This window comes from Pseudogemmobacter hezensis (assembly GCF_013155295.1).
GTDB classification, from domain to species: domain Bacteria; phylum Pseudomonadota; class Alphaproteobacteria; order Rhodobacterales; family Rhodobacteraceae; genus Pseudogemmobacter; species Pseudogemmobacter hezensis.
Genome location: NZ_JABJXT010000004.1, coordinates 25,256 through 50,093, shown reverse-complemented (window position 1 = coordinate 50,093; position 24,838 = coordinate 25,256). Strand labels below are relative to the sequence as shown.

Here is a 24,838-nt window from a genome sequence, read left to right as displayed (position 1 = left end):
TCATTGTCCCTGATTTGATGGGGTGTGACGGGCCTCGGCCGCAGCAAGGCGGCACTGGCGCAAGGCGGGCAGGATGCGCCCCAGATCGGCAGGGCGGCCCTCGCCCATTGCGAAATAAAGGTCCGCGAAAAGGGCGAAAAGCGCGTCATATCCGGCGCGGTTTTCCGCCCTTGGGTGATAGATGCGCGGGGCCGGGCAAAGGGCGGCCTGGGCGCTGGCGAAATCGGGGAAGGCCCCGGCGGCAACGGCTGCAAAGATGCACGACCCCGTCCCCGTGGGCGAGGTCTGCGGCACATAGACATCGCGGTTCAGCACATCGGCATAGATCTGGTTCAAAAGCGCGTTCTTCTGCGGGATGCCGCCTGCATTGACGATCCGCCCGCATTCCGCGCCCCCCGAGGCGATGCGCTCGATGATGATGCGCACATGCATCGCCATGCCCTCAATGGCGGCGAAAAGCTCATCCGCGGCCCGGTGGTTCAGATCCCAGCCCAGCGTCACCGCCCCAAGGTCAGAGCGCACCAGAACCGTGCGGTCGCCATTGTCCCAGTTGATGCGCATCAGCCCGGTGCCGCCGGGGATCAGATCGTCATAGCCGTCAAGCGCGGTGGCCAGATCAAGATTGCCGCGCCGCGCAATGGCCTCGAACACATCGCCGGTGGCGGATTGCCCGGCCTCGATCCCGGCCCAGCCGGGCAGAACGCTGCCGGGCACCACGCCGCAAAGACCCGGCACGGGGCGGAAATCTTCCGGCCCAAGCGCGATGATACAGGTCGAGGTGCCGACCACATTGATCACATCACCCGGCTGCCCGCCCGCGCCAATCGCATCCCAATGGGCATCAAAGGCCCCGACGGGGATCGGGATCCCGGCCTTCAGCCCCAGCTTTTCCGCCCATTCCGGCGACAGATGGCCCGCGATATTGTCCGAGGTCAGATAGCGCCCCGCCAGTTTGGCGTTGATGCCGTCAAACAGCGGATCAACCCGGCTGAGGAAATCCTGCGGCGGCAGCCCGCCCCAGGCCGCGCCATACATCCACTTATGCCCCGCACCGCAGATGCTGCGCGGCAGATCGGCAATCTCGCGGATGCCGCAAAGCGTGGCCGCGACCATGTCGCAATGCTCGATCGCGGTGGCGAAACGGGGGCGCAGATCGGGGTTGTGGCGCAGGAAATGCAGCACCTTCGCATAGCCCCATTCATGCGAATAGGTGCCGCCACACCAGTTGATCGCCTCAAGCCCCTCCGCCCGGGCCAGGGCGGTGATCTCGGCGGCCTCATGATGGGCGCGGTGATCGCACCAGAGGTAGTAATCGGCCAGCGGCTGCAGGTCTTTGTCCAGCATCACCACGCTTGATCCGGTGGTGTCACAGGCCAGCGCCGCAACCTGGGCCCCGTCGATCCCGGCGGTTTCCAGCGCCTCGCGCATCGCGCGGGTCAGCCCGTCCATGTGATCGGCATGGGCCTGACCGCCCAAAAGCGGATCATCGGCGCTGCGTTTCAGCGGATAAGAGGCCGCAGCCCCGCCCAGGGTCGCCCCGGTATCGGTCTCCATCAGGGTGACGCGCACGCTGAGCGTGCCAAAATCGACGCCGGCGACGATCATCCTGGCCTCTCCTCTTTGGTTGGACTGCGGGGCCCGCAGGGTGGGTTGGGGTATGCTTACTGGCCGTAAGTGGCCGCTGCACCATGTTTGCGCAGGAAGTGGCGATCCAGCAGCACCTGCGAGATCGGCGCGGCGTTCGGGTTCAGCGACAGCACATGCCAGGCCATCCGCGCCACCTCTTCCAGGATAAAGGCGTTATGGACCGCCTCTTGCGGGGTGCGCCCCCAGACAAAGGGGCCATGGCCCGCAACCAGAACCGCAGGCATGGTCAGAGGGTCGATGCCCTCAAAGGTCTCAACGATCACCCGGCCGGTATTGGTGACATAGTCGCTGGTGATTTCCTCGGCCGTCAGATCGCGGGTGACCGGGATCGTGCCATAGAAATAATCGGCATGGGTGGTGCCAAGCGCGGGAATGGCGCGTTTCGCCTGGGCCATGATCGTGGCATAGGTGGAATGGGTGTGGATCACCGCGCCGATCCCCTGGAAGGCCCGGTAAAGCACGGCATGGGTGGCCAGATCGGAGGAGGGTTTCAGCCGATTGTCCAGCGCCCGCCCATCCAGGTCACAGGCGACCATATCCGCGTCTGAGAGATCCTCATAGGGCACGCCGCTTGGCTTGATATAGATGCGGCCCGCCTCACGGTCGATGGCGCTGGCATTGCCAAAGGTCGAGATCACCAGACCATGCCGGACGGTGGCAAGATTGGCCTCTAAAACAGCCTTGCGAAGGGAAAGCTCGCTCATGGGATGGGGCACCGCAGTGTATTTCAGTGGGTATTTCAGTGGGGTGCCGCGCCGGGGAATGCCCCCGGCGCGGCGGTATCAGTCAGCTCCGAGCGATCAGCGCGGGGCGGTCCAGCCTTTGTAATCGGCAATGTTTTCATTGGTGATCAGCGCCGGCTCCAGCAGAACGACGGGCTCTGCGGGCGGGTTGCCCTGCAAGACCTGATAGGCGAGATCAAGCGACTGGCCTGCCATGGTATAGGGGTCTTGCGAGGCCGATGCCTTGAAGAGGTTGTCTGCATCCTGCAGCGCCACTTCGGTATCGGGGGCACCGTCTACGCCGGTGATGATGAACTCATTGCGGTTCGCCTGTTTGGCTGCCAGCGCAAAGCCGATGCCGGTCGGGTCATTGATGGCGAACACGCCGTCGATGTGGTCAAAGCGGGCCAGAAGCGCCTGGCCAACGGCCAGACCACCCTCGCGCGAGCCCTGGCCGTTCTGGTCATCCGACAGCAGAACCAGCTCTGGGTGGCGGGCGAAGGCGTCGCGGCAGCCCTGGGCGCGGTCACGGATCGACGAGGATTGCGGGCCGTTGACGATCAGCACATTGCCTTTGCCGCCCAGCTTTTCTGCGATGTATTCGCAGGCTTTGTCGCCGGCTTTCAGGTTGTCGGTCATCACGGTGACGTCTGCGCCGGGGGCGGACACGTCGAAGGCTGCGACGATCACGCCTGCATCGCGGGCGCGTTTCACGGCCGGGGCGATGGCTTCGGCGTCAACGGCGTTCAGCATGATGATGTCAACGCCAGCGGCGATGAAGCTGTCGATCTGGCCCGATTGCTTGTTCAGGTCATAATCGGCCGAAACCGAGGTGACCTTGACGTCGGGATTGATCTTTTTGGCCGCGTCTTCGATGCCGTTGATGGTGGCCACGAAGAAGGGGTTGCCCAGCAGGCCAACCGAGATGCCGATGCTTTCCAGCTCTTTGGCCGAGGCCGGAGCGGCCAGAACGGCACCAAGTGCAATCGCCGAGGCGAAGGTTTTGAACGAACGCATTTGAAATCCTCCCAAAAGATGCGTTTGACGAAGAGGGGTCTTGCCGGGATGGGGCGGCCGGATCAGGTCCGGGCGCCACCGGAAGTGCGGTAACGGTCCAGGGCGACGGCGATGATGATCACCAGACCCTTGACGATATATTGCCAGATATCCGAGACACCGATCAGGATCAGCCCGTTTGACAGCACGGCGATGATCAGCGCACCGACCAGCGTCCCCCAGATCGAGCCGACACCGCCGGTAAAGCTGGTGCCACCAAGGATCACAGCCGCGATCGCGTCCAGCTCATAGGACTGGCCCAGCTGCAGACCATTGGCCGCATAAAGCCTGGATGCCGCCATCGCGCCGCCAAGGCCCGACAGCAGGCCCGACAGGCCGTAAACGAAAAGCAGCACGAAAGGCACGCTGATCCCGGTCAGGCGGGCGGCCTCGGGGTTGCCGCCTGCGGCATAGATCCAGGTGCCCAGCACGGTGCGCTTCAGGATGAACCAGGAGATCACCACCACCACCATGGCAATCACCGCCAGCCACGGAATGCCCGCAATGCTGCCATTGCCGATCACGTCAAAGGGCAGATCGGGGTTGAAGACCGTGGTATCCTTGCCCAAAAGCCGCGCCACGCCGCGCACAGCGGTCAAAGAGCCAAGCGTCACGATGAAGGGCGGCAGCTTTAACGCGGAAATCAGCACGCCATTGATCAGACCGCAGGCCAGGCCCACCACCATCGCGGCAGGCACGCCCAGCCAGCCGAATTCAGGCATCAGCGAGACGATCACCGCCACCATGGCCGAAACCGACAGGATCGAGCCCACCGAAAGGTCGATCCCCCCGGTCAGGATCACAAAGGTCATGCCCGAGGCCAGAACCACGTTGATCGCCGCCAGCTGGGCCACGTTCGAGATATTGTTCACGCTGAGGAAGCGGCCGCTGATCAGCTCGAAGGCGATTGCCAGCAGGATCAGCACCGGCAACATGCCAAGCGCTGCGAAAACAGCCTTAAAGCTGAGGCCAGAGCCCGTTTTGGTATCAGTCATTTATGCAACTCCTTCCGCCGTGGCGGTCTTGGCCGACGGCGCGGCATTGGAAGCGGTCCCGGTCGAAAGGGCCATGATGGCCTCCTGGGTGATCTCGGCGCCGGCCTGTTCGGGCACCTGGCCCGCAATCCGGCCCTCGCGCATCACCAGGACGCGGTCAGAGACGCCGATCACCTCGGCCAGCTCGCTTGAGATCATCACGACACCCACGCCCTGGCGGGCCAGCGCGTCGATCAGCTTGTAGATCTCAGATTTCGCGCCGACATCGACGCCGCGGGTCGGCTCGTCAAAGATCACGATGCGCGGCCCGGTTTCCAGCAGACGTGCGATCAGCACCTTTTGCTGGTTGCCCCCCGACAGCCCGCCCACAGGTGCCAGCGCCGAGCTGGCCTTGACCGCCAGACGCTCGATTGCGGCGGCGGCGCGGCGTGCGGCGCTGGCGAAATTCAGACGCCCGCCCGCGAAAGCATCATCGCCGATCACCGCGACATTGACGTTTTCAGAGATCGACATATCGAGGAAAAGACCCAGCTTGCGCCGGTCCTCGGTCAGATAGGTAATGCCTTCGCGCAGCGCGTCACGCGGGCCACGGATGTCGAGGGTTTTGCCCTCAAGCACCACCTCGCCCGAGGTTTTCGGATCGGCACCGCAGATCAGGCGGGCCAGCTCGGTCCGGCCAGAGCCGACCAGCCCGGCAATGCCCAGCACCTCGCCTGCGTAAAGATCAAAGGAACAGTCCTTGACCATCCGCCCATCGGCCATATTGCGCACCGACAACAGCGGCGCACCGCCGCCAAAGGCGGCCTCGCAGGCGTGTTCTTTCTTGTAAAAGCTGTCGAGGTTGCGCCCGACCATCATCGAGACCAGCCGTTCCGCCGAAAGATCGGCGCGCTCCAGCGTGCCGATATAGACGCCGTCGCGCAGCACCGAGACCCGATCCGAAAGCGCATAGATCTCTTCCATGCGGTGGCTGATATAGATGATGGCGATGTTTTCCGATTTCAGCCGGGCGATCACCTCGAAAAGCCGCTCTGTCTCACGCGAGGACAGCGAGGTCGTCGGCTCATCCATCACGATCAGCCGGGCATCGGTGGTCAGGGCGCGGGCGATCTCGACCATCTGGCGCTCGCCCAGAGACAGATCGGCCACCCGGTCATGCGGGCCGAAAGACACGCCCAGGCGCTTCAGGATCGGCGTGGCCCGCGCGATGGTCTCTTTCATATTGATCACGCCACGGGTGGCGATCTCGCGGCCAAGGAACATATTCTCGGCCACGGTCAGATTGGGGGCCAGCGACAGTTCCTGATAGATCACCGCCACCTGGCCTGCGGCCTCGGATTGCGGACGGCCGCTGATGGTGATGACGCCGCCCGGATCGGCCTTATAGGCCCCCGAAAGGATCTTCATCAGCGTCGATTTCCCGGCACCGTTCTCGCCCATCAGGGCGTGCAGCTCACCGGGGCGCACGCTGAGGCTGACATCGCGCAGCGCCCGCACCACGCCGAAGGTTTTCGAGATATGGCTCATCTCAAGGATGGGCGCGGCTCCCGTATCGGCACCCGTTTCAGGGATCGCCCCCTGCCCGCTTTGCTGGTTCATGTCTCACTCTCTGTCTGGGCGATGATCACTTCCACCCCTTCGCGTTCCAGCATGGCCGCGTGACGATCGGCCAGGCCGTCGTCGGTAACCACACGGTTGACCCGTGACAATGGCAGCACCACCGTCGGAGCCGTCATCTCAAACTTCCGGCTGTCGGCCAGCAGCGTGGTGCCCGCGACAAGCTTGCTCATCTCATGGGTCAGCCGGACCAGCACCGGATGCTGTTCCAAAAGGCCCTGCTCGCCAACCCCCAGGGCACCGACAAAGAACTGATCGGCGTAAAAGCGGTTGGGCGCGGCGGCGGGATCGTAGAAAATCCCCGGATCGCGGTGCAGATCGCCGCCGCCCACCGCCACCTGGCAGGTGCCATGCTCGGCCAGCCAGGCGGCCAGCGGCACCGAATGGGTGAAGATCCGCAGATTGCGATTGGCGATCAGCATGCCAAGGTGAAAACAGGTCGATCCGGCATGGATCACCACGGATGAGCCGTCGCGGATCAGCTTTTCCGCCGCCTGGGCAATCGCCCGCTTTTGCGCCACGGCAATATCGCGGTTCTCGACGAAAGGCAGCGAGGCGGCACGGGCACGCCCGCCCGGCTCCAGCGCCGAGACGCCGCCATAGACCTTGCGGGCGCGGCCCGCGCCATCAAGCTTTTCGATGTCGCGGCGGATGGTTGCGCCAGAGACCCCGGTCAGAAGCTGCAGGTCACGAACCGAGGCAAAGGCCCGTTCCTGCAACAGCGAGGCAATGCGTTCCTGGCGATCAATATCGCTCATCACGCCCTCCCCGCGTGAGTCTCTTCCCACGCAATACCCTAATTTCAGGGGGGCGGAATGTAAATACTCTGTCATGCGCGAGGAAAGTTGCTCATGATATGAGCAACTTCTTTCGCCGCTGCGAAACGCGCCCCGCGCCGGATATGCTGCAGATGCGGCGGCGATCACCGATCCTGCCCCGCCGCCTGATCTGCCGTATGCCCCGCCGCATCTGCATGCTGATGCGCGCCGTTCTCATGCCAGCCCGCACAGCAGGAGGTCTGGCCGATACCGGGGTTCAGCGTGTTTGTCGGGTCGATCCGGCGATAGAAATCGGCCAGCGCGGGCTTGGCCTTGTAAAGATGGCCGACGTTGTGCTCGGCCGGGTATTCCGCGCCGCGCTGGTCCAGCAGATCCCACATCGCATGTTCCAGCGCGATACAGTCATTGCCCTTTTTCACCACATAGTCCTGGTGGAAAACATGGCAGAAGAAATGCCCGTAATAGAGTTTCTTCTCGATCTGCGTCTCAAGGGATGCGGGGAGGGTCTCGACCCAGTCCTCGTCGTTGCGGCGCAGCGCGATATCAAGCGCCACGATATCCTCGACCCGGGATTTGTGGATCGCGCGGTAACGCCCCGCCGCCCCCGCCACCGCGAAACGATGCAGGAAAGCGTCGCGCCCCTCTTCGCTGGTGCATTCAAACATATCACCGCTGCCCGAGGGGAACCGCGCCCCCAGCCAGTCGCGGGCCTCTTTGATCCCCTCTCCGGCCATGCGCAGCACGAGGTGATGCTCATAGCGGTCGCGGAAGGCGTTCATCCGTTTGGGCAGATGCTGCGGCATCAGGCGGGAAATGCCCTGGGCGATGCGGTCAGAGATGGTGACGCCCAGGCCCAGCCTCTCGGTCAGGGCGTCAACCCGGGCCTTGGTGGCGAAAAGCGCGGGCATGCGGTCGGTGCCCAGGTGTTTGATGAAAAGGAAGGTGTCCTTGCCGTAGCGGGCGGCGATGTCATAGGCCTCGCGGTGGATATATTCGCCCGCGATGGGCAGGCTGCGGAAATTGGCCAGGATATGGCGGCGGATCGTGGTCAGCTCTGCCGCATCATTGGTGCCGATGTAGAAGACGGCGCTCTCTTTCTCGGCCTCGAATGTGTCCAGCCGCACCGCGAAAACCGCCAGCTTGCCCGCACAGCCCGAGGCCTCATGCAGGCGGCGGGGATCGGCGTTGAAGCGTGCCGGCGTCGCCTCGCCAATCTGGCGGACGTGATCGGCATATTCATGGTCAGAGGCCCAGGCCTCGCCGGGTTGCGGCGCGGGCAGATCGCCCTTTTCCACCCGGGTCAGGATCTCTTCGGGGTCATCGCCCAGCTCAAGGCCCAGATGGTTGACCAGCGCGACCTGACCATCCGCACGCACCTCGGCGTAAAGCGCCAGCTCTGTATAGGCGGGCCCGCGCCGGATCAGCGAGCCGCCGGAATTGTTGCAGATGCCGCCCAGAACCGAGGCCCCGATACAGCTGGAGCCGATCACCGAATGCGGCTCGCGGCCGAAGGGGCGCAGGGTTTTTTCCAGCCGGTCAAGGGTCGCGCCGGGCAGGCACAGCACCTGGCGGCCCTGATCCAGCGGATGGATGCCCGCAATGCGCATGACCGAAATCAGAACGATTTCACGGTCATAGGCCTGGCCCCAGGGGGTAGAGCCGCCGGTCAGCCCGGTATTGGCGGCCTGGAAGATCACCGCCCGCCCGGCGGCAACCGCCACCCGCAGGATGCGCCACATCTCAACCAGGCTGCCCGGGCGCACCACCGCCGCCACCGGGCCACCGCCGAAGCGGATGCCCCGGCTGTAGCGGCGCGTCAGGCGGGGCGCGGTCAGCACATGGGCCTTGCCGGAAATCGCCACCAGATCGGCCAGCAGCCGGGCGCGAGAGCGGTCAGCCGCAGGATCAGCGGTCGGGGTCTGGGTCTGGGTCGGGGTCGGGGATGCGGGAGAGGACATTTGCGATCTACTCTGATGGGTCAGACTTTGCGCCAGACGGGTGAGGGGCCAGATGCGGCGTCAGATACGGTGAACGTGGTTTTCAGGCAGGCCCGGCACCTCGGTGCGGATTGCGAACAGCCCGCCTGCCAGACGCTCGCCGGGGCCTGCGCCCGCGCTGGCGGTGGTGATGTAAAGGGTGCGCAGATCCGCGCCGCCAAAGGTGCAGGTGGTCACATTGCTGACCGGCAGCGGAATGGTTTGCGCCAGCCGCCCATCGGGGGCGATGCGCAAAACCGCGCCGCCGCCATAGCGGCAGTTCCACAGATAACCGCCTGCGTCGATGGTCGAGCCATCGGGCAGACCGCGCCCACCTGCGCCCGCCGCAGCGCCCGCGAAGAACACCCGCTCATTGCTGATGTCGCCGCTGGCCGGGTCGAAATCCCAGGCGAAGATCGTATCTTCCAGCGTGTCGCCAAAGTAGAAGGTGGTGCCCTCCGGGCTCCAGCACAGGGTATTGGGGATGCCAAGGCCGTGCCGCCATTGCGAAACCGAGCCGTCAGGCGCGATGCGATACAGGCTGCCCTGGCCTTTGGCGACCTCGCCCGCGCTGCCATCGGCGTTGACGTTGTTCTTCATCGAGCCGACCCAGAAATTCCCCAGCGGATCGGCGCGGCCATCGTTCAGGCGCAGATGCGGCGCGCCCGACAGCTGAAAACCGTGGTCCTGGCGGCGATCGGTGGCGGGCCACCACCAGATCAGCCGATCACCAAGCGCGACCAGCAGGCAGCCCTCCCCCGCCAGCGCCAGCGCGGTCACCGGCTGATCGAAGAACCAGCTTCTGACCGCGCCGCTGGCCTCATCCAGGCGATGGATCAGGAAGCGGTTGATATCGACCCAGTAAAGCGCCGCCTCGGCGGCAGACCAGGTGGCGGCTTCGCCGCAGCGGTCGCCACTGGGCGCGATACAGGTCGGTGCTGACATCGGCCCGCCCTCAGCGCACGCCGATGCCGGCCAGCAGACCGCCATCGATGCGGAAATCCGCCCCTGTCACGAATGACGCCCGCTCCGAGGCCAGATAGGCCACCATCTCAGCCACTTCTTCCGGCTCACCAATGCGGCCAATGGGGTGGGCCGCGCCGAAACGGGCGAAGATCTCATCCTCGCTTTCGCCGCCCCCGAACATCTGCGCCGACAAAGACAGGATCGGCGTGCGCACCGAGCCGGGGCTGACCGAATTGACCCGCACCTTGTCTGCGGCAAAATCCAGCGCCATCGCGCGGGTCAGCGCATGGATCGCCCCTTTTGACGCCACATAGGCCGCAACATTGGGCTGGCAGGCATTCCCCTGCACCGATGAGATATTCACCACCGCCCCGCCGCCGCGCCGGATCATATGCGGGATGCCAAAGCGCCCGGTCAGATAGATCGAGCCGACATTGACCTCCATGCAGCGGTTCCAGCTGGTCTGATCGGTGGTGACCACGGTGCCATAGGGGTGCACAGCGGCCGAGTTGACGATGATATCCAGCCCGCCATGGGCCTGAACCACTTCGGCCACCGCCGCCTGGACCTGCCCCTCATCTGAGACATCGGTCAGCCGGGTGGCAAGCGTCAGCCCGCGTGCGGCTGCAATCGCGTCCAGCTCTGCATTCGCGGCCGGGTCGATCCCAAAAGACACCACCTGCGCCCCGCCCTCGGCCAGGCGCAGCGCCGAGGCGCGGCCGATCCCGGTCGTTCCGGTGGCAATGGCAACCTTTCCATCGAATTCGGGCATGATCTTATCCTTCAGGGGTTAAAGGCTCTGATAGCGGCACAGGGTTGGGCCCGACAGCCGGGGCGGTGGTCGGCACTGCAGTCGACGCCGTGGCCGGCACCGTCGTGGGCCAGGTGTCAGGCGCGACGAAACGCAGGCCATAATCGAGATGGCGGCTCATCAGATAGGTATAGGCGATGCGGTCGCGGGCCCGCAGCGCGGCAACGATTTCGGCATGGGCGGCATGGGTCTGGGCATTGACCATGCGGCTGGATTTGCCGACCCGCATCAGATGCTCGATCACGGTGCCCAGCATCTGCCAGGTCGCCAGCGTGGTGCGGTTGTCGGCCAGGGCGATCAGCGCCTCATGAAAGGCGAAATCGGCGCGGGCCGAGGCCTCAACGCTGTCGGCGGCCAGGATGCGGTCATTCAGCGCGTCAAGACGGTCGAAGTCCGCCTCTTGCCCATGCACGATCAGATGATCGCAGACGCCGATTTCCAGGATTTTGCGAAAGCCCTGCAGATCGCGGAAACTGCCGGGCGAGATGTCATTGTGAAAGGCGAACAGACGGCGCAGCGCCTCGCCCTGGCCGCCAGCGATGACGGCACCGATCTTCGGCCTGCTTTCGATCATCCCATAGGCGCGCAGCACCTGCAAAGCCTCGCGCACGGTATTGCGCCCGGCCTGGAACTGCTCGCCCAGCTCGCGTTCGGTGGGCAGCGGATCGCCAAGGCCCAGCCCGCGATCCGAGATCAGCAGGCGAATCTGCCCGACCAGGCGGTCGGTGGCCGAAAGGCGTCCGGTCTGATTTGAATCGCTGTCCATGCCGTCCCCGGGCGGCCCCTGGCACCGCCCCCTCTGGCGGCATTTGTTGGGCCAAAATCAACGCAAGGTCAATGTGCAGATTTGAACATGGGGAATACAGGGGGTCGCAGCGCAGTTTCACCCGAAAATGGGCGAATATCGCACCACCTGGCCCAACAAAGGGGAGCGCCGCTATAGCGCGGCCAGCGCCGCCTGCGTCAGATCGGCGCTGCGGGTGAAGATCCGCGCGGCCCCCGCCGCCATCAGCTGCGGGCCGTGCTCTGGCCAGCTGTGGCGGCCTGCGGTCAGGCCAACCACCCGCATCCCCGCCGCCCGCGCCGCCGTGACGCCTGCGACACTGTCCTCGACCACCAGGCAATCGGCCGGATCGACCCCGCATTGGCGGGCAGCAAACAGAAAGACATCGGGGAAGGGTTTGCCGCGTGCCACCTGGCTTGCCGAATAGACATGCGGGCCGAAAAAGTCTGAAAGCCCGCAGACCTCTAAGGATCGTCGCAGTTTCGGCAGCGCCGATGAAGAGGCCACCGCCTTCGGCCCGGGCAGCCGTTCCAGCGCGTCGCGGATGCCTTCGACGGGCTGCAGCTCTGTCGCCATACGCTGCCAAAGCAGCGCATCGGCCTCTTCCAGCAGGCCCTCGGGCCAGGGGGCACCGCGCAGGGCGGCGATCTGCGCCCAGATCACTGCTTTGGGCTGACCGATATGGCCGCGGATGATGTCACCCGCCGTGATCGGCCAGCCTGCGGCAGTCATCAGCTGGGCGTCGATGGCATTCGAGAGGATCTCGCTGTCAACAAGAACCCCGTCACAATCAAAGATGATCATTCGCCGTAGGGCACCCAGATGTTTTTGACCTGGGTGGCACGCGCCAGGAACTGACGGCCCTGGCCCTCGCCCGACAGCCAGTTGCGGGCCGCGCCATCCTCGGTCCAGGTCTGTTTCAGATTGCCGGCCGAGGCGGATTCCACCGCAGCACCCCCAGAGGCCGTGCCGAAATACCAAAGCGCATCGACATCATCATGCGCGGCAAGCGTGGCGGCCAGGGCCTCACGCTCGCCGGTGACGATATTGATCACGCCGCCCGGCAGGTCTGAGGTTTCAAACACCTGATAAAGGTCGCTCGCAGCAAGCGGATGGATCTGCGAGGGCACCACCACCACCCGATTGCCCATCGCCACCGCAGGCAGCACCAGCGACACCAGCCCCAGAAGCGGCAGCGCCAGCGGGCAGACGACGCCCATGACGCCGATCGGCTCATGCAGGGCCAGGGTCACATGCGCCGATTTCGTCGAATGCACCGCGCCGTCGAATTTATCGGCCTGGGCGGCATACCAGAAGATGCGGCGGATCGCGGTTTCGACCTCGGCCTTCGCCGCCGGTGCGGGCTGGCCAAAGCTGCGCAGACGATCCTCAAACTCTGCCGCCCGGGCCGAGAGGTTTTCAGCCAGATAATAAAGCACCTGGGCGCGGTTATGCCCGGTCTGTGCGCCCCAGCCTTTGGCCGCATGCGCCGCCTCGACCGCGTTGCGGATATCCTTGCGGCTGCCCAGAGGGGCCAGGCCGACCGGGCCCTTGCTGCCGTGAACCACATAGGAATAGCCGGAATCGGGCCGCGCCTGTTTGCCGCCGATGTAAAGCTTCGCCGTGCGGTCGATGGCGGTGGCGGGCAGCGCCTCTGCCGGGCTGGCATCGGGGGCGGGGGGGGTGGATTCGGGCTTTTTCGCCTTTGGTGCGGGCTGTTTCAGATAGGCCGCCATGCCCTCGCGCCCGCCTTCGCGGCCAAAGCCGCTTTCGCGGGTGCCGCCAAAGCCTGCGCCTGCGTCAAAGATATTGGCGCCGTTGATCCAGACGACGCCCGCACGCACGCGGGCCCCCACATCCAGCGCCAGATTGATATTTTCCGACCAGACCGAGGCGGCGAGGCCATAGCGGGTGTTATTGGCCAGCGCCACCGCATCCTCGGGGGTGCGGAAGGGGGTCAGGGTGGCAACCGGGCCAAAGATTTCCTCGCTCGCCAGGATCGAGGCGGGTTCGACCCCGGTGGCCAGCGTCGCGGGGTAGAAACAGCCGCCTTTGGGGGCAGTATCCATCGCGCTTTGGTGCAGAACCGCCCCCTCGGCACGGCCTTTTTCCACCAGATCCGTGATCCGCGCCAGCTGCACCGGATGCACGATTGCGCCGATATCGATGGATTTATCCATCGGATCGCCGGTGCGCAGGGTGGTCATGCGGCGCTTCAGAAGCGTGGTGAAACGCTCTGCCACCGCCTCGGCCACCAGGATGCGTGAACCCGCGCAGCAGACCTGGCCCTGGTTGAACCAGATGCTGTCAACGACGCCCTCGACCGCGGCATCAAGATCGGCATCGGCAAAGACGATAAAGGGGGATTTTCCGCCCAACTCCAGCGTCAGCGCCTTGCCCGATCCGGCGATCTGGCGGCGGATCTGCCGCCCCACAGCGGTCGAGCCGGTAAAGGCCACCTTGTCCACGCCCGGGTGCCCGGTCAGCGCCGCACCCGTCGCCCCGTCGCCGGTGACGATGTTCAGAACGCCCTTGGGCAGCCCGGCCTCACGCGCGATTTCGGCGAAGGCCAGCGCGGTCAGCGGCGTATATTCGGCGGGTTTCAGCACCACGGTATTTCCGGCCGCCAGCGCGGGCGCGACCTTCCAGGCCAGCATCAGCAGCGGGAAATTCCACGGGATCACCTGGCCGCAAACGCCATGCGGCGCGGCGCCCGGAAACTCATCCGCCAGGATCTCAGCCCAGCCTGCATGGTGATAGAAATGGCGGGCGACCAGGGGGATATCGATGTCGCGGCTTTCGCGGATCGGCTTGCCGTTGTCGATGGTTTCCAGCACCGCCAGAAAACGCGCATGCTGCTGCACGTGGCGGGCCAGCGCGTAAAGATGCTTTGCCCGCGCATGGCCGGGCAGCGCCGCCCATTTGCCCTGGGCTGTGCGGGCGGCTTTGACAGCGGCCTCGATATCGGCGTCAGAGCCTTGCGAGACATGGGCGATCACCTCGCCATTCGCGGGATTGGTCACCGCGAAAGTCTGGGCGGGCGCGGTGAACTGGCCATTGATAAAATGGCCAAAGCCCGCCTGATGGCCTTGCAGCCATTCGCGCACGACAGAGCTGTCTTCGGGGGCGGTGCCATAGTCCATCGTGGTCAGGATCTCATTGATCTTGTTCATTTTATCCCCCTTACGCCAGCGCAAGCCGCGATGCGGACGAATAGCGTCCGGTGACATGATGTTCCAGCTGCCGCTCGATATCGCCCAGCATGGAAGAGGCCCCCAGCCGGAAGAGATGCGGCTGCAGCCAGTCGCGGCCCATTTCCTCACGCATCAGGAACTGCCAGTTCAGCGCGTCTTTCGCCGATTTCATCCCGCCTGCGGGTTTGAACCCGATGGCGTGGCCGGTGGCATCCAGATAGTCGCGCAGCGCCCGCACCATTACCAGGCTGACCGGAAGCGTCGCATTGACGCCCTCTTTCCCGGTCGAGGTCTTGATGAAATCCGCCCCCGCCTGCATCGCCACCATTGAGGCCGAATAGACATTGCGCAGCGTCTGCAAGTCGCCCGTGGCCAGGATCGCCTTCAGATGGGCCGGGCCGCAGGCCTCGCGCATGGCGGCCACCTCATCATAAAGCGCCTGCCAGTTCGCGGTCAGCACATGTTCGCGGGTGATGACGATGTCGATCTCATCGGCGCCCTCAGCCACCGCATAGCGGATCTCTTCCAGCCGCAGGTTCAGGGGCATCAGCCCCGCCGGAAAGCCGGTGGCGACCGAGGCGACCGGGATCCCCGTGCCCTGCAGCGCCTTTGCCGCATGGGTGACCATGGTCGGGTAAACGCAGACCGCGCCGGTGGTCAGCCTCAGGTTCTCAATGCCCAGGCCCTGAATGATATGCGGGGCCAGCGGCTGGCGCGCCTTCGCGCAAAGGCGGCGGACACGATCTGCGGTGTCATCGCCCGCAAGTGTGGTCAGGTCGATGCAGCGGACCGCATTGATCAGCCAGGCCGCCTGATGGTCTTTCTTGACCGAGCGCCGCGCCCCCAGCGATGCCGCCCGACGCTCTGCCGCCTGGCGGTTGACGCCGTGCCCCTCAAACATCGCCAGATCAAGGGGGATGCCGGGGTTGCGGGGCGCATTTGGCAGATGGGCGGGCTTTTGATCATCCCGGCCAGACAAGGCGGCCCCGGCTGCTGCAGAGTCAGCGGTCATTTAGATATGCTCCAATACCATAGTTGCCAGAATCCACGGCTGCGGGGCCTCGGGGCTGGCGTCAGGCAGATCATGCAACATCGGCGCGGGGATTTCGACTGCCTCTTTGCAAGGGCAGACCAGACGGCGGGAAGGCGCGTGTCCGTTTTGCGGGCCCGTCCTGGGGGCCCATCCTGGGGGGGCGTCCTGGGGCTGCCCCGGATCATAAGAAAAGGCGCAGCCGGATGGCCGCGCCTTTCCAGATCAGAGGTTGCCGTTTCAGGCGTTGAAATCGGCAGGCACCAGCGCCTCTGGCAGGTTCTGATAGGACACCGGGCGCAGGAAGCGGCGGATCGACAGCGTGCCGACCGATGTGGCGCCGAAATTGGTCGAGGCCGGATAGGGCCCGCCATGCACCATGGCATCGGCCACCTCGACCCCGGTCGGGAAGCCGTTCACCAGCACGCGGCCAGCCTTGCGCTCCAGCACCGGCAGCAGGCGCTGCGCAGCGGGGGTATCGCCCGCATCCATATGGATCGTCGCGGTCAGCTGCCCCTCAAAGCCCAGAGCCAGGCGCTGCATCTCATCGGCAGAGCCGACGCGCACCACCAGGCCAAGCGGCCCGAAAACCTCTTCGGACAGCGCGTGATCGGCCAGGAATTCCGCGCCGCTGGTCTCATAGAGATTGGGCAGCGCGTTGCGGCCCTCAGAGGTGCTTTCAAAAACCGCTTTCACGCTGTTGCGCCCGCGCAGCCGGGCCTGGCCGTCCTGATAGGCCTGGGCGATGCCGGGCGTCAGCATGGGTTGCGGGCCGATTTTCGCCAGCGCCTCTTTGGTGGCCGCGATCAGACGATCCGCATCCGGCCCGTCGATCACCACGGCGATGCCGGGATTGGTGCAGAACTGCCCCGCCCCCATGGTCAGCGAGCCGGCCCAGGCCTGGCCCAGTGCCTCGGCGCGGGCTTTGGCGGCCTCGGGCAGAATGAACATCGGGTTGACCGAGCCCAGCTCGCCGAAGAAGGGGATCGGCTCGGGGCGTTGGGCGCAAAGATCGAAAAGGGCGCGGCCGCCCGCAAGGCTGCCGGTAAAGCCGACGGCGCGGATCAGCGGATGCTGCACCAATGCCGTGCCCACATCGCGGCGACCGCCCTGGATCAGGCTGAATACGCCCGGATGCACACCACATTTTGCGATCGCGGCATGGACTGCCTCGGCGATGATCTCGCCGGTGCCGGGATGGGCGGAATGGCCCTTGACCACGACCGGGCAGCCCGCCGCCAGCGCCGCCGCCGTGTCACCGCCCGCCGTCGAGAAGGCCAGCGGGAAGTTTGAGGCACCAAAGACCGCGACCGGGCCGATGGGGCGTTCCAGCAGTTTCAGATCGGGGCGCGGCAGCGGCTGACGATCGGGCAGCGCTGCGTCATGGCGGCGGTCAAGGTAGTCGCCCTTGCGGATATGGGCCGCGAACAGCCGCAGCTGGCCGGTGGTGCGGCCCCGCTCGCCCTGCAAACGTGCGGCGGGCAGGCCGGTTTCCGAGGAACCGATTTCGGTGATCGCCTCGGCGCGGGCCTCGATCTCATCGGCGATGGTTTCAAGGAAGGTGGCACGGTCTTCGCGCGAAGCCCAGCCATAGGACCAGAAGGCCTCTTCGGCGGCCAGGGCGGCGCGATTGACCAGATCAACCGTGCCGACCGAGAATTCATAAGCGCTGCCATGGGCGGGTTCAGAGGTGAAACGGCTCTCACCGCTGACCCATTCGCCTGCGATCAGATGTTTGCCATGGGGGGTAAAGCTCATTTCAGTCTCTTTCTGTTCGGTAAACAAAAGCGGTGCCTGCACATAATGCCCTCTGCCCCCGCTGGTCCATAGCGATCCGCTGGCAATCTGCCCAGGCGAACAGATCCTCAGTCACCTGCGCTTCGCAGCAAGCCTGCTATTCGCTTGCGGAGCTGACCTGTGATTATTTGAGCGCGAACGGCTTAATCGCAGCGCCTTTGTTGCGCTATTCGGATGCGGCCGAACCTGTCCCTTTCCCGGCTATCTTCGGCGCTTGCGCGCAGTCTCGGGCGTGCCGGGTGATGTGCAAGGGTTCATGGGTGTGATGCGGATCTCCACGAACCCTGTCGGTTGACGGAGCAGCAACCCAAACAGCACCTTGAGCGAAAGGCGGAGAGCCGCCTTACCACGCGGGGCATTACACTCATCGCAAAATCAAGTTGGCAGTCACCTATTTAAGGTACCGCGAAACGCCCTGGGCCGGATCCTGATTGCCCCTGGCAAACCATTCCCGGCGCAGGATCGCGTATTGCATGGTGTTTTCGTAGATGGGATTTCCGGCCGGATCCGTGGTGAAGGACACAAATTCGACGAATAGGCCCTCGCGGCGCATGCCGAGCTTTTCGCAAAGCCGCTGCGAAGCGAGATTGTGATCCTCGACATAGGCGTAAAGGCGGCGCAGTCCCTTGTCGCTGAACAGATACCCTGCCCGGCTCTGTCGCCAATCTGATCGTCGCCGAACGCGCCGCGCGTGAGGGGATCACCATCAGCTTCCGGGCCTGGCTGCGCATCGGCGCCCCGGTCACCCTGATCACGCTGGCCATCGGCGTCTGGCTGCTGTCATAGCTTCCCCTGCGCATAAGCTGCGGGCTATAAACGGCCAATCCGCCGCCCAGCAGAGAGACCGATGGCCTTCACGCTTCGCCAGTTGCAATTCTTTGTCGCCGTGGCCGAAACCGGATCGGTGACCGGGGCGGCGCGCTCGCTGTCAATCAGCCAAAGCTCGGTCACCGAGGCAATCCGCGCCCTGGAGGATGACCTCGGCGTCGGGCTGTTCGACCGCCACGGCCGGGGCCTTGAGATCACCCAGAAGGGCCAGGCCTTCCTGCGCCATGCCCGCCAGATCCTGACCGATGTTTCAACCGCCCGCTCGGCCTTTCGGGACGAGGCCGAGGCGGCGACGGGACGGCTGTCGCTGGGCGTCACCTCGCTGGTGGCGGGCTATGTGCTCTCTGATATCCTGTCGCGCTATCGCCGCGCCTGGCCGGGCATCGAGCTGTCGGTGATCGAGGACAGCACCGAATATCTGCAGCATCTGCTGATCGGCGGCGAGCTGGATGTGGCGGTGCTGGTCACCTCTTCCGTCAAGGACCGCATGGCGCTGCATGTCGAAACGCTGCAGGTCTCGCCCTATCGGCTGTGGATGCCGCTGGGCCATCCGCTGGCCGACCAGGAGACCATCGCCCTGGAGGAACTGGCAGGCCAGCCACTGATCCAGCTGATGGTCGATGAGATCGAGGAATCGACCCGCAAAATGACCAATTCGCTGCCGGTGAAGCCAAAAGTCGCCTTCCGCACCCGCAGCGTCGAGGCGGTGCGCAGCCTGGTCGCCACCGGGGCGGGGCTGGCCCTGCTGCCGAGCCTGGTCTACCGCCCCTGGTCGCTGGAAGGCGACCGGATCGCCACCCGCGATGTCTCGGGCGATCTGCCCAGCGTGCAGGTGGGGCTGGCCTGGCGGCGCGGCGCACCGCTGTCACAACCGGCGCGAAATTTCGTGCGCTCGGCCCAGGGGGCGATTTCCAGCCGCTGACGCCATCCCTGACCCGGGGCGGCTTTGCCGTAAATGCTGAAATTTCAGGCACAGACATCAGGGCGCTTCGCGCTCTGGTTTCAGGCAAAGTCATGTCAGGCCCATACCTTAGCTGACATATCGGAAAAACCGATTGCAGCCATCACTATTTTGTTATTGCGAAAGCCGCGCGCGCAAATCACCCTGGGCGCAGAAGATCGCCTCAGGCGACGAAACGCGTGCCCGTGCCCTCTGCGGCATGGCCCATCCAACGGGAGAGATCGGATGAAATACCTGAAACTGATCGGGACGACGGCGCTGGCCACCCTGACGGCTGTGACCCCGGTTATGGCCCAGATCGCTGAAATCGGCCCGGGCGAGGGCCAGCTGTCGATCGTGGCCTGGGCCGGCTATATCGAGCGCGGTGAGACCGATCCGGCCTTTGACTGGGTGACGGGGTTTGAGGAAAAGACCGGCTGCAAGGTCTCGGTCAAGACCGCTGCCACCTCGGATGAGATGGTCGCGCTGATGAATGAGGGTGGGTTTGACCTGGTCACCGCCTCGGGCGATGCCTCGCTGCGGCTGATCGCGGGCGGGCGGGTGCAGCCGGTGAATGTCGATCTGGTGCCGTCCTGGAAAGACGTCGATGACCGTCTGAAGAACGCGCCCTGGCACACGGTTGACGGTGTTCATTACGGCGTTCCCTATATGTGGGGGCCGAATGTGCTGATGTATAACACCGAGGTCTTCAAAGAGGCCCCCACCTCCTGGAATGTGGTGTTTGAAGAGCAGACCCTGCCCGATGGCAAATCGAACAAGGGTCGCGTTCAGGCCTATGACGGCCCGATCTATATCGCCGATGCCGCGCAATATCTGATGGCGAACAAGCCGGAACTGGGCATCACCTCGGTCTATGAGCTGAACGAGGATCAATATGCCGCCGCGCTGGATCTTCTGCGCGGCCAGCGCGAGCTGACCAGCCGCTACTGGCATGACGCCTTCATCCAGATGGATGACTTCAAGAATGAGGGTATCGTCGCCTCTGGGTCCTGGCCCTTCATGGTCAACCTTTTGCAGGCCGATGGCGTGCCGGTGGCCAGCGTGATCCCGAAAGAGGGCGCGACGGGCTGGGCCGATACCTCGATGCTGCATGTGAACGCCAAAAACCCGAACTGCGCCTATATGTGGTTCGATCACCAGCTGTCGTCGAACCTGCAATCCGACCTTGCGGTCTGGTTTGGCGCCAACCCCAGCGTGCTGGCGGCCTGCACCGACAAGCGCGGCATGCTGACGCCGGAGATTTGCACCAAAAACGGTCTGGATGATTTCGAGCGGATCAAATTCTGGACCACCCCGGTCTCGAATTGTGCGGCTGGCGAAGGCGCCTGCGTGCCCTATTACCGCTGGGTTTCCGACTATATCGGCGTGATCGGCGGTCGCTGATCCATACCTCGGGGCCTGCCCTCGGGCGGGCCCTTTCCCATCCCTCCCTGACCCAAAGGCGCGGGCCCTCTGCCCGTGCCAGAGGTCGTATTTTGTCCGGGGCGCCTTGCCATGACCATCGCCGTCGAGTTTTCAGATACCTCACGCCATTTTGGCTCTGTGAAAGCCGTGGATGGCGTGGATCTGCAGATCGAAGAGGGCTCTTTCTTTGCCATGCTGGGGCCGTCTGGCTCTGGTAAGACCACCTGCCTGCGGCTTATTTCCGGGTTTGAACAGCCAACCGGCGGCCAGATCAGGATCTTTGGCGAGGATGTCTCGAACACGCCGCCGCATCTGCGCAACGTCAATACCGTCTTTCAGGACTACGCGCTTTTCCCGCATATGTCGGTTCGCGACAATGTCGCTTATGGGCTGATGGTCAAGGGTATGGGCAAGCGCGAGCGCCTCTCGCAGGCCGAGGAAATGCTGGATCTGGTCAAGCTGGGCCAGTTTGGCGATCGCAAGCCCAGCCAGCTTTCAGGCGGTCAGCGTCAGCGCGTCGCCCTGGCGCGCGCCCTGGTCAACAAGCCACGCGTTCTTTTGCTGGACGAGCCGCTCGGCGCGCTGGATCTGAAACTGCGCGAGGCGATGCAGGATGAGCTGAAAGCCCTGCAGCACCGCCTGGGCCTGACCTTTGTTTTCGTCACCCATGACCAGCATGAGGCGCTGTCGATGGCCGACAGCCTGGCGGTCTTCTCGGATGGGAAAATCGCGCAGATCGGCACCCCCGCTGAGGTTTATGACCGCCCGCGCACCCGCTTTGTCGCCGACTTCGTCGGATCGTCCAACGTGCTGCCGCCCCAGCTTACGCAAAAACTGGGCGGGCCTGCGCAATGGTCCTCTATCCGGCCCGAGCAGATCCGCCTTGCAGACGCGGGCCCGCTTTTCGGCCCCGTCACCGCGCTGCGTTATCTGGGCGCGGGCACCCGCGTTGTGATCGACGCCGAGGGCACCCAGGTCGCCGCTTTCGTGCCCGCAGGCCAGCCCGTCCCCGCCGAGGGCAGCATCGCATATCTGAATTTCGACGCCGCAGCCCTGAACGTGATGGAGGAGAAATGACCCCCTCCACCGCCACCCTGCCGACCCGCGGCATTGCCGACCGGCTGACCGGGCTGTTCTGGCGCCGCCCCGGCATTTTCCTGCTGCTTTTGCTGTTGCCGCCGCTGTTGTGGCTGGGGGTGATTTACCTTGGCTCGCTGCTGGCGCTGCTGTTGCAAAGCTTCTACTCGATCGACGAGTTTTCGGGCATGGTCCGCCAGGAGCTGACGCTGAAAACCTATGGCGAACTGCTGCGCCCGCAAAACCTGGACATCCTGATCCGCACCGTGGTGATGGCCGCCGCCGTCACGCTGGCCTGCGCCGCAATCGCCTTTCCCATCGCCTATTACGCGGCGCGTTTCGCCAAAGGCCACTGGAAGGCGGTGTTCTACCTGGGCGTCATGCTGCCTTTGTGGTCCAGCTATCTGGTCAAGGTCTACGCCTGGAAACTGATCCTGGCGAAAGAGGGCATCCTGTCCTGGGCTGCCAATGCCACCGGCACCTCTTTCATCATCGACGGGCTGCTGGCCCTGCCGGTGATTGGCAGCTCGTCCCTGTCGACCTCGCCCTTGGGGACTTTCATGGTCTTCGTCTATGTCTGGTTGCCCTATATGATCCTGCCGATGCAGGCAGCGCTGGAGCGGGTGCCGACCTCGATGCTGGAGGCCTCGGCCGATCTGGGCGCAACGCGCGGCCAGACCTTTCGCACCGTGATCCTGCCGCTGGCGCTGCCCGGGGTGATCGCGGGGTCGATATTTACCTTCTCGCTGACGCTGGGCGATTACATCATCCCGCAAATCGTTGGAAATTCAGCGAATTTCATCGGGATGGCGGTTTATCAGCTGCAAGGCACCGCCGGAAACATCCCGCTGGCCGCCGCCTTCGCGGTCGTGCCGATCCTGATCATGCTGGTCTATCTGTGGCTGGCCAAACGCGCGGGGGCTTTTGATGCACTCTGACCGCCCCACCCTTTTGCTGCGCATCGGTGCCGTGCTGGGCCTTTTGTTCCTGCATCTGCCGATCCTGCTGATCTTCCTTTACGCCTTCACGACCGAGGAAAAGACCTATCAGTTCCCGCCGCCGGGCCTGACCACGAAATGGTTCTCGGTCGCCTGGTTTGAGCGCCCCGACATCTGGCCGCCGCTTTACCTGTCGCTGAAGGTCGCCGCGATCTCGACCGCGATGGCGATGGTGCTGGGCACGCTTTGCGCCGCCGCCATGAGCCGGACAAAGTTCTTCGGCCGCGATCAGATCACGCTTCTGGTGCTGCTGCCCATCGCGCTGCCAGGCGTGATCACGGGGATGAGCCTGCGCTCGGCCTTTGGCATCATGGGCATCCCCTTCTCGGTCTGGACGATCATTCTCGGCCACGCGACCTTTTGCATCGTGATCGTCTACAACAATGCCGTTGCCCGCATGCGCCGCCTGTCCGGTGGCATCATGGAGGCCTCGGCCGATCTGGGCGCGAATGCTTTCCAGACCTTCCGCTATGTGCTGCTGCCGAACCTTGGCTCGGCGCTGCTGGCGGGCGGGATGCTGGCATTTGCCCTGTCTTTTGATGAGGTTATCGTCACCACCTTCACCGCAGGACAGCAATCGACGCTGCCGATCTGGATGCTCAATGAGCTGGTCCGCCCGCGTCAGCGCCCGGTCACCAATGTCGTGGCAATCGTGGTTTTCATGGCCACCTTCCTGCCGATCCTAATCGCCTATTACCTGACCCGCGGCGGCTCTGAGACCGCCGGCATGGGTAAATGACAGGAGCCATTCTCATGACCTCACTTCCCCGGATCGACACATCGCTGCTGATTGGCAACAGCCATGAGGCAGGCACCGAAACACCCGAGCAGATCCTGAACCCCCGCACGGGCAGCGTGATCCTTGATCTGCCAGAGGCCTCTCTGGCCCAGGTCGACCGCGCCGTGGCCGCCGCGCATAAGGCCTTCGGCCATTGGTCGCGCACCACCCCGGGCGAGCGCTCGGCTGCCCTCTTGCGCATCGCCGACCGGCTTGAACGTGAGGCCGCCGATTTCGCCGCCCTTGAGGCGCTGAATTGCGGCAAGCCCATCGGCCTTGCCACCAATGACGAGCTGCCCGCGACCGTCGATTGCTACCGTTTTTTCGCAGGCGCGGTGCGCAATCAGCATGGGGCGCTGGCGGGGGAATATCTGGCCGGACATACCAGCATGGTGCGCCGTGATGCGGTGGGGGTGGTGGCCTCTATCGCGCCCTGGAACTATCCGCTGATGATGATGGCCTGGAAGCTGGCCCCGGCGATTGCGGGCGGCAATACGGTGGTGTTCAAGCCATCAGAACAGACGCCGCTGACCGCGCTGAAAATGGCGCGGATCCTGGCAGAGGAACTGCCCGAGGGCGTGGTCAATGTGGTCACCGGGCGCGGCCAGACTGTCGGCAACCATCTGATCAACCACAAAAATATCGACATGATCAGCCTGACGGGCGATGTCGCCACCGGCAAGAAGATGCTGGATGCGGCCGCAAAAACCGTCAAGCGCACCCATCTGGAACTGGGCGGCAAGGCCCCCGTCCTCGTGTTTGATGACGCCGATATCCCGGCGGTGGTCGAGGGGCTGCGGGCGTTTTCCTTCTACAACGCAGGCCAGGACTGCACCGCCGCCTGCCGCGTCTATGCGGGCAAAAAGGTCTATGAGAAACTGGTGGCAGAGCTGACCGCTGCCGCCGCCTCGATCACGCTTGGCGACGCGGATGATTCGAAAAACGAGATCCCGCCGCTGATCAGCCAGCGCCAGCGCGACCGGGTGGCCAGCTTCGTCAACCGCGCCCGCGAGGTCAGCCATATCGAGGTCACCACCGGCGGCGAATCGCTGGATCAGGGCTATTACTACCGCCCGACCGTGGTGGCAGGCGCGACCCAGGAAGATGAGATCGTTCGGCGCGAGGTTTTCGGCCCGGTGGTTTCAGTCACGCCCTTCAGCGATGCCGATCAGGCGATCTCCTGGGCCAATGACAGCGATTATGGTCTGGCGTCCTCGGTCTGGACCGGCAATGCCGGTCGCGCGATGGAGGTGGCGGCGCAGCTGCGTTACGGCTGCACCTGGATCAACACCCATTTCATGCTGACCAATGAAATGCCGCATGGCGGGCTGAAACAGTCGGGCTATGGCAAGGATATGTCGGGCTATTCGCTGGAAGATTACACGGTCGTGCGCCATGTGATGATCCGCCACTAGGCC

Annotated in this window: 20 protein-coding genes; 6 read left to right on the top strand and 14 right to left on the bottom strand. The window is 64.4% G+C overall.

Features of this window, described 5'->3' with window-relative positions:
- From HOY34_RS05875 to HOY34_RS05810, 14 genes are all read right to left on the bottom strand, one after another.
- Entirely contained in the window at positions 1 to 1,605 is a 1,605-nt protein-coding gene (locus HOY34_RS05875; protein WP_172360812.1) for a ribulokinase, read from the bottom strand.
- Positions 1,606 to 1,661: 56 nt separating this feature from the next.
- A complete protein-coding gene (araD, locus tag HOY34_RS05870) occupies positions 1,662 to 2,351 on the bottom strand; it encodes an L-ribulose-5-phosphate 4-epimerase AraD (RefSeq protein ID WP_172360810.1) in 690 nt (229 codons plus the stop codon).
- Between the two features lie 96 nt (positions 2,352 to 2,447).
- Positions 2,448 to 3,386 carry an ABC transporter substrate-binding protein gene (locus tag HOY34_RS05865; RefSeq protein ID WP_172360808.1) on the bottom strand — a complete coding sequence of 313 codons (939 nt, stop codon included), beginning with the start codon at positions 3,384 to 3,386 and terminating at the stop codon, positions 2,448 to 2,450.
- Positions 3,387 to 3,448: 62 nt separating this feature from the next.
- Complete coding sequence (locus tag HOY34_RS05860) at positions 3,449 to 4,420, bottom strand: ABC transporter permease subunit (RefSeq protein WP_172360806.1); 972 nt, start codon at positions 4,418 to 4,420, stop codon at positions 3,449 to 3,451.
- Positions 4,421 to 6,019: a sugar ABC transporter ATP-binding protein gene (locus tag HOY34_RS05855; RefSeq protein ID WP_172360804.1), complete on the bottom strand. Its 1,599-nt coding sequence runs from the start codon at positions 6,017 to 6,019 to the stop codon at positions 4,421 to 4,423.
- Positions 6,016 to 6,795: a DeoR/GlpR family DNA-binding transcription regulator gene (locus HOY34_RS05850; protein WP_172360802.1), complete on the bottom strand. Its 780-nt coding sequence runs from the start codon at positions 6,793 to 6,795 to the stop codon at positions 6,016 to 6,018. Before HOY34_RS05850 ends, HOY34_RS05855 begins: the two co-directional genes overlap by 4 nt.
- A 164-nt stretch (positions 6,796 to 6,959) precedes the next feature.
- On the bottom strand, positions 6,960 to 8,774 hold the full coding sequence (gene dld, locus HOY34_RS05845; protein ID WP_172360800.1) for a D-lactate dehydrogenase: 1,815 nt from the start codon (positions 8,772 to 8,774) through the stop codon (positions 6,960 to 6,962).
- Between the two features lie 60 nt (positions 8,775 to 8,834).
- Positions 8,835 to 9,737, bottom strand: coding sequence for an SMP-30/gluconolactonase/LRE family protein (locus HOY34_RS05840; RefSeq protein ID WP_172360798.1), 903 nt, complete (start codon positions 9,735 to 9,737; stop codon positions 8,835 to 8,837).
- Positions 9,738 to 9,747: 10 nt separating this feature from the next.
- Positions 9,748 to 10,530, bottom strand: coding sequence for an SDR family NAD(P)-dependent oxidoreductase (locus HOY34_RS05835; protein WP_172360796.1), 783 nt, complete (start codon positions 10,528 to 10,530; stop codon positions 9,748 to 9,750).
- A gap of 4 nt (positions 10,531 to 10,534) precedes the next feature.
- Positions 10,535 to 11,335, bottom strand: coding sequence for a FadR/GntR family transcriptional regulator (locus HOY34_RS05830; RefSeq protein WP_172360794.1), 801 nt, complete (start codon positions 11,333 to 11,335; stop codon positions 10,535 to 10,537).
- A 171-nt stretch (positions 11,336 to 11,506) separates the two neighbouring features.
- Positions 11,507 to 12,157 (bottom strand): HAD family hydrolase, encoded by a 651-nt coding sequence (locus HOY34_RS05825; RefSeq protein ID WP_172360792.1) that lies wholly within the window; start codon positions 12,155 to 12,157, stop codon positions 11,507 to 11,509.
- Positions 12,154 to 14,526 (bottom strand): aldehyde dehydrogenase family protein, encoded by a 2,373-nt coding sequence (locus tag HOY34_RS05820; protein ID WP_172360790.1) that lies wholly within the window; start codon positions 14,524 to 14,526, stop codon positions 12,154 to 12,156. The genes HOY34_RS05825 and HOY34_RS05820 overlap by 4 nt, the downstream gene beginning before the upstream one ends.
- A gap of 10 nt (positions 14,527 to 14,536) precedes the next feature.
- Positions 14,537 to 15,448, bottom strand: coding sequence for a deoxyribose-phosphate aldolase (deoC, locus tag HOY34_RS05815; RefSeq protein WP_253944255.1), 912 nt, complete (start codon positions 15,446 to 15,448; stop codon positions 14,537 to 14,539).
- Positions 15,449 to 15,817: 369 nt separating this feature from the next.
- On the bottom strand, positions 15,818 to 17,335 hold the full coding sequence (locus HOY34_RS05810) for an aldehyde dehydrogenase (NADP(+)) (RefSeq protein WP_172360786.1): 1,518 nt from the start codon (positions 17,333 to 17,335) through the stop codon (positions 15,818 to 15,820).
- Between the two features lie 886 nt (positions 17,336 to 18,221).
- On the opposite strand from HOY34_RS05810, the gene HOY34_RS05800 reads away from it, so the two are divergent.
- From HOY34_RS05800 to HOY34_RS05775, 6 genes are all read left to right on the top strand, one after another.
- Positions 18,222 to 19,124 carry a LysR substrate-binding domain-containing protein gene (locus tag HOY34_RS05800; protein ID WP_172360784.1) on the top strand — a complete coding sequence of 301 codons (903 nt, stop codon included), beginning with the start codon at positions 18,222 to 18,224 and terminating at the stop codon, positions 19,122 to 19,124.
- Between the two features lie 264 nt (positions 19,125 to 19,388).
- A complete protein-coding gene (locus HOY34_RS05795; protein WP_172360782.1) occupies positions 19,389 to 20,546 on the top strand; it encodes an ABC transporter substrate-binding protein in 1,158 nt (385 codons plus the stop codon).
- Between the two features lie 111 nt (positions 20,547 to 20,657).
- Entirely contained in the window at positions 20,658 to 21,644 is a 987-nt protein-coding gene (locus HOY34_RS05790; protein WP_172360780.1) for an ABC transporter ATP-binding protein, read from the top strand.
- The gene (locus HOY34_RS05785) at positions 21,641 to 22,582 is read left to right on the top strand and encodes an ABC transporter permease (protein WP_172360778.1); all 942 of its coding nucleotides are present in this window, start codon (positions 21,641 to 21,643) and stop codon (positions 22,580 to 22,582) included. Before HOY34_RS05790 ends, HOY34_RS05785 begins: the two co-directional genes overlap by 4 nt.
- A complete protein-coding gene (locus HOY34_RS05780) occupies positions 22,572 to 23,381 on the top strand; it encodes an ABC transporter permease (protein WP_172360776.1) in 810 nt (269 codons plus the stop codon). The genes HOY34_RS05785 and HOY34_RS05780 overlap by 11 nt, the downstream gene beginning before the upstream one ends.
- Before the next feature lie 14 nt (positions 23,382 to 23,395).
- On the top strand, positions 23,396 to 24,835 hold the full coding sequence (locus tag HOY34_RS05775) for a gamma-aminobutyraldehyde dehydrogenase (RefSeq protein ID WP_216654658.1): 1,440 nt from the start codon (positions 23,396 to 23,398) through the stop codon (positions 24,833 to 24,835).
- Positions 24,836 to 24,838 lie beyond the last annotated feature (3 nt).